The following is a 6,641-nucleotide window of genomic DNA, read 5'->3' on the forward strand; positions in this document are numbered from 1 at the left end:
TCAAACCATTAAAAAGCTCATACTTCAATTTTCTGCGCTAACAACGTCGCAAAATGCTGTTTAATCCGTTTTCCCTCTGCATCCACCCGATGTAACTCACCGACATTTTCATTGTATTTCACAATGTTCCAGCCATCGTATAGCGCACTTAGCTCTCCTGCTTTAAAGGCAAAAGGAAAGTCAGGCTGTGCAGGAATATCATCGGTATCCATCGCACAGACAATCAAATTCAATCCATTTACATTTGTAGCTTGCTGCATCTGCGCAATCAATGGTTTCACCGTTGGCGCTTGCAAGAACATCATCACCACCGTACAGCAAATAAAGTCGTATGTACCTGTAATGCTTGGGTCAGCATTTAAATCACGCTGTTGCAGATGAATCTTTTGAATACCTTCGGCATCTATTATTTGCTGTAATTTTTGCAAACTTTGCGGATTCACATCCCAAGCATCCACCTCAAAGCCCTGCCGATTTAAATACAGACTGTTACGCCCTTGTCCACAGCCGACATCCAAAGCCTGACCACCGTGTAAATACGGCGTAGCCGCCAAAATTTCTGAGTGGGTAGGTGAAAGCTGATATTTCTTATAAAAATAATCTTGCGGAGTGCAGTAAAACTGTAGTTGACACTCTATGTCATCACTCGCCGAAACAATCTTGTGCCATGCTTGAGGCTGAATAAATGGTGGCTGTTGCTCAGCTGTAAACAGATGTTCAGATTGCACTTGACCTGCCTCATCTAGAAAAGCAAAACTCAGCTCTCCTTGATAAATCCTTAGCTTTGCCCACGTACCCGCTTTGGTATTGTGTTGATTTTTAAACCCTTGCGGAATGGACTGCGCAGTCCACACAGGAAGTTTTTTATAACAAATCAAGTCTTGCATCAGCCTAGTCTCCACCTTGTTATGACGTATTCGCCAGTCCATCGTTTTTATCAAGCGCCTGCATGATCATAGCCAGTTCAGGCCCAAATTAACATTCATTCAGTATCTAAAACCAGTAGATGGATAAGAAATAAAATCTGTTGCCACGGCATTGAGCAACTCATCGAACTTTCATGACTTTAAACTTTTGAGCTTTGACGACTTTTTGAACCTTTTAATGATAGGCTTAAAGACAATAAAAATTCAGCTTAACTATATTTCAAATGAGTCGGAGTCTATCGATGTTTGCATCACCTTTAAAAACCATCATTTGCTTAGGCGTCATGGCAACATTATTCACAGGCTGTGCCACCAAAACCCTGATGACCAAAGACAATAAAACCTATACCCGTACCAACAAAGTGACCTTGATTGAAGACCAAGTGGTGGCTTTTGGCAAACCCGCTCAGCCTCTGCCAAATGTACCTGCGCATAGTTTAGTGATTGCAGGCCAACAAAAAAGTTATGTATTGACCCAAGGTGGGCCTCAATTTGTCAGCTTGATTGGGAAACTGGACCCGAAAAATATTCAAGTGACCCGAGAACTAAGTTTCTATTCAGAAGAGAATGATGGTCATTTCACAGGGACACTACCACTGTCTTATGTGAAACTCAAAGAAGACATCAGTAAGAAAGATCTGGAGTTTTTTATTGAAAATGGCGCGAAGGAATGTTCAAGTTCCAGTGATGAACGCATGTTTGCACAACGTTTCTGTTTCGAGATCAAACTGGCAGGTGTGGTTTACCCTGCGGCGAACAATTTAGCGTCCTTAAAAGCCTTGAGTAAACCTTATCAGGTGAGCATTTATACCCATCAAGAGGAAAGTTATAAATCGAAGTCGGGCATGAATCCTTTTGAAAAATTAGTGTTACTGCCTTTTGCCGTCGCAATTGATGTGGTCAGTCTACCCTTCCAAGCGGCCGATAAAATTTTTGATTAATTCAATACAAGCACAGCGCCTAGAACGAATCAGGCGCTGTGCTGTTTTGTAAAGGATTTAAATTAAGAGCTCGCCCATCAACCAAGCCATATACTTTTCTTTGTCCATAAAGTCAGGCGCACTGCCCGTATCTAGACTGAAGTACTGTTGGTTAAACTGAATCACGATTTGTTCGGTGTGGTGCCAGTCTTCGATCATTTTGAAATATTGGTTGAAGAAAAATCGATTCTTCCCCCAGTTGCTTAAACGTTCTAATTTTGGATAGTTTTTATTTTCTACAAACTCACTATACACATGCTGAATATCATCAAAAACGTGTATGGTTCTCATGACTCACCTGCCTGCACTGAAAAGTCGTCATCGTTGTGATGCTTTTACTCTAGCAGCCAATTTTGAACAACAGATGACAGTCCGCTTACACAACTGTCATCTTTGCACGGTGTTATAACTTCTGTTCCACCTCTTTTTGGGTCTGTTTTTCGACCTGCTGCATTTGGCTATTCAATGCCAAAATCTCTTTATACAGCGCATTAAACTGCTGTAGTGGGGCATCTTCATAAAACATAAAGGTGTTATTTTTCTTTTCCCATTGGTTATTTTTCAGCACCAAGAAAATTTGATCCGCTTTGGCTAAATTCTGCTGTTCAAGACTAAACAGGCGGGTAGCTTCATGGCTTTTTTCACTGGCTTTCATACTGTCGGTCAGTTGATGGCGGAACCGCGAAGATATTGCTAAATCTTTGGCCTGAGCGATGGCCTCTTTTTGACGTTGTTCAACCTGCTGTGCATAGCTCTCGACAACAGTATGTACGTCTTTCAGCATTTGCTCCGTTTCAGCATAATTGTTCTTTTTGTCTTTGCTTAATCGGTCAATATTTAAAAATTGATCCCAATTTAAGGCTTTTAAATCTCGCAGATATTGATTACGCGCTTCGGCATTTTGCAGCATATGACTAAGCACAAACTCCGCCATAATTTGATAGTCACCTGTCAGACGTGGGTCTTTTACATCGACTTGAATCGGTGTAGTCCAATCTTGAGCTTGTTTGTAAATTTGTTCAGTCTTTTCATACAGCACCGTTTCATAGCTTTGTAGCTGCTGCTGCTCTTTTTGTTGTTGAGAATACTGATAAAACATCCAACCAAAAACGGCACTGGTCGCAAGAACTAAAATCAACACGATACGTCGCATGTTCAGCTTCCTCTTCATTTCTTTTCATCATAGCAAATAAAGGCACATGATCAATATTTCAACATGTTATCGATCTTTGAGGATGCTAAGCCCATACCTTCCCCAAGTGGATGAGGAAGTACTGGCGATAAACGAATAAGGGCGTGTTACTTCGCTGGAGCTATTCTCGGCTGCTGACTATTCTGTTGAATCCCTTGCATAAAATTCCGATCAATCTGCCCAATCGAAATTTGTTCACGGGCAATTTGTACATTGGTCGCATTACGGTCAATGCCAAACGGCTGCAACATGATATACAAACCTTCAGTTGGATTAGACGACTGTAAACCAGCTGCGATGTTCAAGACATGCTCGCGTAACAAAGGCGGCACAGAATTTAGATCTGCGGTGACCGCAGGGGGCAAAATATCGATATTTTGAGTGATAGTCGGATCGACCACAAAAGACTGTGCATCATCCTGCAACTGAACGATACGGTGCTGCAAAGCTTTACGAATATTTTCATCCTGTTGATAAGGAATCACACCCGTTTCAGCACGTAGCTCTGATTCCGCCATGGTTTTAAAAGTCGGTAGACTCACGATCTCACCATTGGCTTGCAGCAAAGTCGGCATAAAAAGAAAAGCGCAACAAAAAACCGGAAGAGAATTTAAAAATTTCATAAAACAATCCCAAACGATAAGAGATATAAAAAGGCATGCTCAAACTGAGCGCCTTAACCCTATTGTATATTTTTCGATCTTTGTGTTGCGTAGTTGTCAGATAAGCGGTAAAGCCCAGAAGATTCAACTGATTGAATACATAGCGAAACCGCTTTTTTTAATGGACCTGCTTTAAATTTTATAACTCATCCCCATCATTTCCTTAATTGCTCTTTTTACTATTTTTGAGAAATCGCATGCGTGTAGATATTTGGTCAGATGTTGTTTGTCCTTTTTGTTATATTGGCAAAAAACGTTTAGAAGCGGCGGCTGAACAAGCTGGTGTGGAATTGGAAGTGCATTGGCACAGTTTTGAACTGGATCCAGATGCACCAGTACGCCAAGAAATTTCGAACTCAGAACGTCTCGCACTAAAATATGGTCGCACAGTGGCTGAAGTTGAAGAGATGCAACGTAATATTGCCAAAATGGCTGCGGAAGAAGGCATTGAATTTAACTGGGAAAATGCCAACTCAGGCAACAGTTTCAATGCACACCGTATTATTCACCTTGCTCAAAGCCATGGTTTAGGCAATGAAGCTAAAGAAGCCTTTTTCTTTAGCTATATGACGCAAGGCTTACCGATTGGTGAACGTGAAACCATTGAAGATGTGGCCTCTCGTATTGGCTTAAACCCAGTTGAAGTAGATGATGTGCTGGATTCTGACGAATATGCAGATTTCGTGAAGTTTGACCAAGAAGTAGCGCGTGAACAACTGAAAGTAACAGGTGTGCCGTTCTTTGTTTTCGATCAACGTGTGGCTTTAGCGGGTGCGCAGCCGCGTGAAGTCTTTTTACAAGTCATTGAAAAAGCACAAATGCCAGCAGAAGAAAATAATGCGGCACAGTGTTCAGATGAGTCTTGTGAAACACCAAAACAATCATAAGGATACTGGATTCAGAGCTTAACTGAGCCCTATCCATAGATAAGAAAATCCCCGATCTGCGGGGATTTTTTATAGGTTATAAAAAAATGGACTTGTGTTTAATCGACCAAGAAACTAATTTTAAGATTGACCCGATATTCTACAATTTGGTTGTCCTTAATCACCACTTTTTGTTCATTGATCCAAGCACCTTGAACATTCTTCACCGTCTCGGTGACTTTTGCGATCCCTGTCTGAATCGCATCTTCAAAACTTTTCGCACTGCTTGAATTGACTTCTACCACTTTTGCAATGGCCATCTGTTTGTCCTCAGCTATTGTTGTTTTTGCCTGTTCATCTTAGGTGAATTTTTAATCAAAAATAGATAACTTAAACATTCCACAGCAAAAACTTACACAGTGTGCACAATCAAAAGACTTCAAAATGGTGAATATTTAAACAACTAATCATTTAACTCTACGTCCTTTTTCAGGTCTCATTTCAGACAAAAAGTCCTACTTTCAAGCTTCATTTCAAACTTGAAAAATCTAAATTTTCACTTTAAATTCAAATAGCTTAGCACTGGAGTAAAAACTCTATACCAAACTAGAGTATTTATTCTAATCTATTGTTTTTTAACAATAAATGAACTCATCATTCATCTTTTAATGGCCTAAACCAGCGCTTAAATCGATCATTTTTTGATATTATTCATGCGAAATTTATCTTTTTAAAACTCCCAGTCTCCTAAGTGAGACCTCTTTTTTAGAGGAAAAATCATGAACGCTGTTAAATATGCTTTGGCTGTCGCTGTAATGGCTCTTTCTGCAACTGTTTCTGCACAAGTTGTTTTTGTTCCAGATTTTCCTGTAAAAAAACCAGCAGACACTCAAACGGCAACGGCTGATGCTCCTGCGGCTGCACCACATCAAGAAGCGTAATTTGCGCTGACTTGGTCAAAAATAGGCAATGTTGATTGCCTATTTTTTTGCCCAAAATTGCAAAGAACTGACAAAAAATTTCAGCTATGAACCCTCTAGGGCAAAAATATTTAATTCAATCTGTGCTGAAATCGAAATTATCTACATTTTTCACTACCCTTTTCTCGTATCACGTGCAGAATAATTTTTGCCTATTTATTCTTTTCTAATTATGATCAAACAAGAAGACTGAACTCCAAAACCAATAAATTAAATGCACTCAATAGCACATGCCTATGCAAAATTTACAAGCCCTTATCCAAGGCCGTATTACGCCCCAAGCCATTGACCTTGATCAATTGATTGCTTTCGCACAGCAGTATACGCAGCCGACTTCAGCCGAATATAAATTACTTGAACTGGCCATCAATATGGTTTTGGCAAGCTACTTGGAACAAGCACAAAAACAACTTTAGAGTTCAGCGCATGAAAGCAATCGAAAAAGCACTGCTGATCAAAGAACTGCATCAATTGATTGATGGTTTGGAACATCAACCTCTGTCTTTTTTTGAAATTGCGCGCTCGAAAAAACGTATTCGCGAAATTTTTGCACTCTGTGATGAGCCCATTTTTCAAAAACAACTCGAAGCCTATAAGGCACTGACTCAGCCTCAAGCTGCGGCTGAACGCTGGATACAGCAAAGCCCCTACCAGCATACCTACATTGGACTGTTTCAATATGAGTCTGCTTTAACCGATGCCTTAAAACAGCAGGCGGCGTTCGCCTGGGGTGTTTTATATAAATCAGGTTTGGGTTGGCAAATTGTTTTTCAAAGCACTCCGGCTACATTGTCTAGCAGCCCATGGCACATAAAGTTTGAACACGCTTACCAATGGCTTTTGAGCCACGCACAAAGCGCTCAACATCCCGAGAACTTCCCTTTTCTCACGACATCTGAAACATCCGAAGAAGTTGCAGAAGTTGCAGAAGTTGCAGAAGTTGCAGAAGTTGCAGAAGTTGCAGAAGTTGCAGAAGTTGCAGAAGTTGCAGAAGTTGCAGAAGTTGCAGAAGTTGCAGAAGTTGCAGAAGTTGCA

The 6,641-nt window shown here is 40.6% G+C and carries 9 protein-coding genes and 1 pseudogene; 5 read left to right on the forward strand and 5 right to left on the reverse strand.

Translation table 11 applies throughout. The annotated features are described in order from the left end of the window. Nucleotides 1-17 precede the first annotated feature (17 nt). On the reverse strand, nt 18-887 hold the full coding sequence (tehB, locus tag HYI04_RS05060; protein WP_178895938.1) for an SAM-dependent methyltransferase TehB: 870 nt from the start codon (nt 885-887) through the stop codon (nt 18-20). Nucleotides 888-1,168: 281 nt separating this feature from the next. Here tehB and HYI04_RS05065 point away from each other — a divergent pair, with 281 nt between their 5' ends. After that, entirely contained in the window at nt 1,169-1,867 is a 699-nt protein-coding gene (locus HYI04_RS05065; RefSeq protein ID WP_159152929.1) for a hypothetical protein, read from the forward strand. Between the two features lie 57 nt (nt 1,868-1,924). On the opposite strand, the gene HYI04_RS05070 is transcribed toward HYI04_RS05065, so the two are convergent. The 3 genes from HYI04_RS05070 to HYI04_RS05080 all read right to left on the reverse strand — a co-directional run bounded on the left by HYI04_RS05070 (nt 1,925) and on the right by HYI04_RS05080 (nt 3,721). Further along, on the reverse strand, nt 1,925-2,197 hold the full coding sequence (locus HYI04_RS05070) for a hypothetical protein (RefSeq protein ID WP_005400961.1): 273 nt from the start codon (nt 2,195-2,197) through the stop codon (nt 1,925-1,927). A gap of 112 nt (nt 2,198-2,309) precedes the next feature. Beyond that, nucleotides 2,310-3,059, reverse strand: a complete 750-nt coding sequence (locus HYI04_RS05075; RefSeq protein ID WP_178895939.1) for a hypothetical protein — start codon at nt 3,057-3,059, stop codon at nt 2,310-2,312. Nucleotides 3,060-3,205: 146 nt separating this feature from the next. Beyond that, nucleotides 3,206-3,721, reverse strand: a complete 516-nt coding sequence (locus HYI04_RS05080) for a hypothetical protein (protein WP_178895940.1) — start codon at nt 3,719-3,721, stop codon at nt 3,206-3,208. Between the two features lie 236 nt (nt 3,722-3,957). On the opposite strand from HYI04_RS05080, the gene HYI04_RS05085 reads away from it, so the two are divergent. Continuing rightward, entirely contained in the window at nt 3,958-4,647 is a 690-nt protein-coding gene (locus HYI04_RS05085; protein ID WP_178895941.1) for a DsbA family protein, read from the forward strand. 98 nt (nt 4,648-4,745) lie between these two features. Here HYI04_RS05085 and HYI04_RS05090 read toward each other — a convergent pair whose 3' ends face one another. Beyond that, a complete protein-coding gene (locus HYI04_RS05090) occupies nt 4,746-4,946 on the reverse strand; it encodes a dodecin family protein (RefSeq protein ID WP_004978694.1) in 201 nt (66 codons plus the stop codon). A 459-nt stretch (nt 4,947-5,405) separates the two neighbouring features. Between HYI04_RS05090 and HYI04_RS05095 the strand changes: the two genes are divergently transcribed. From HYI04_RS05095 to HYI04_RS05105, 3 genes and pseudogenes are all read left to right on the forward strand, one after another. Further along, on the forward strand, nt 5,406-5,567 hold the full coding sequence (locus tag HYI04_RS05095) for a hypothetical protein (RefSeq protein WP_004692748.1): 162 nt from the start codon (nt 5,406-5,408) through the stop codon (nt 5,565-5,567). 275 nt (nt 5,568-5,842) lie between these two features. Next, on the forward strand, nt 5,843-6,022 hold the full coding sequence (locus HYI04_RS05100; RefSeq protein WP_017397192.1) for a hypothetical protein: 180 nt from the start codon (nt 5,843-5,845) through the stop codon (nt 6,020-6,022). A gap of 10 nt (nt 6,023-6,032) precedes the next feature. Further along, nucleotides 6,033-6,641, forward strand: a pseudogene (locus HYI04_RS05105) (hypothetical protein); the annotation flags it as partial.

Source organism: Acinetobacter sp. SwsAc2, assembly GCF_013391465.1.
GTDB lineage: Bacteria > Pseudomonadota > Gammaproteobacteria > Pseudomonadales > Moraxellaceae > Acinetobacter > Acinetobacter johnsonii.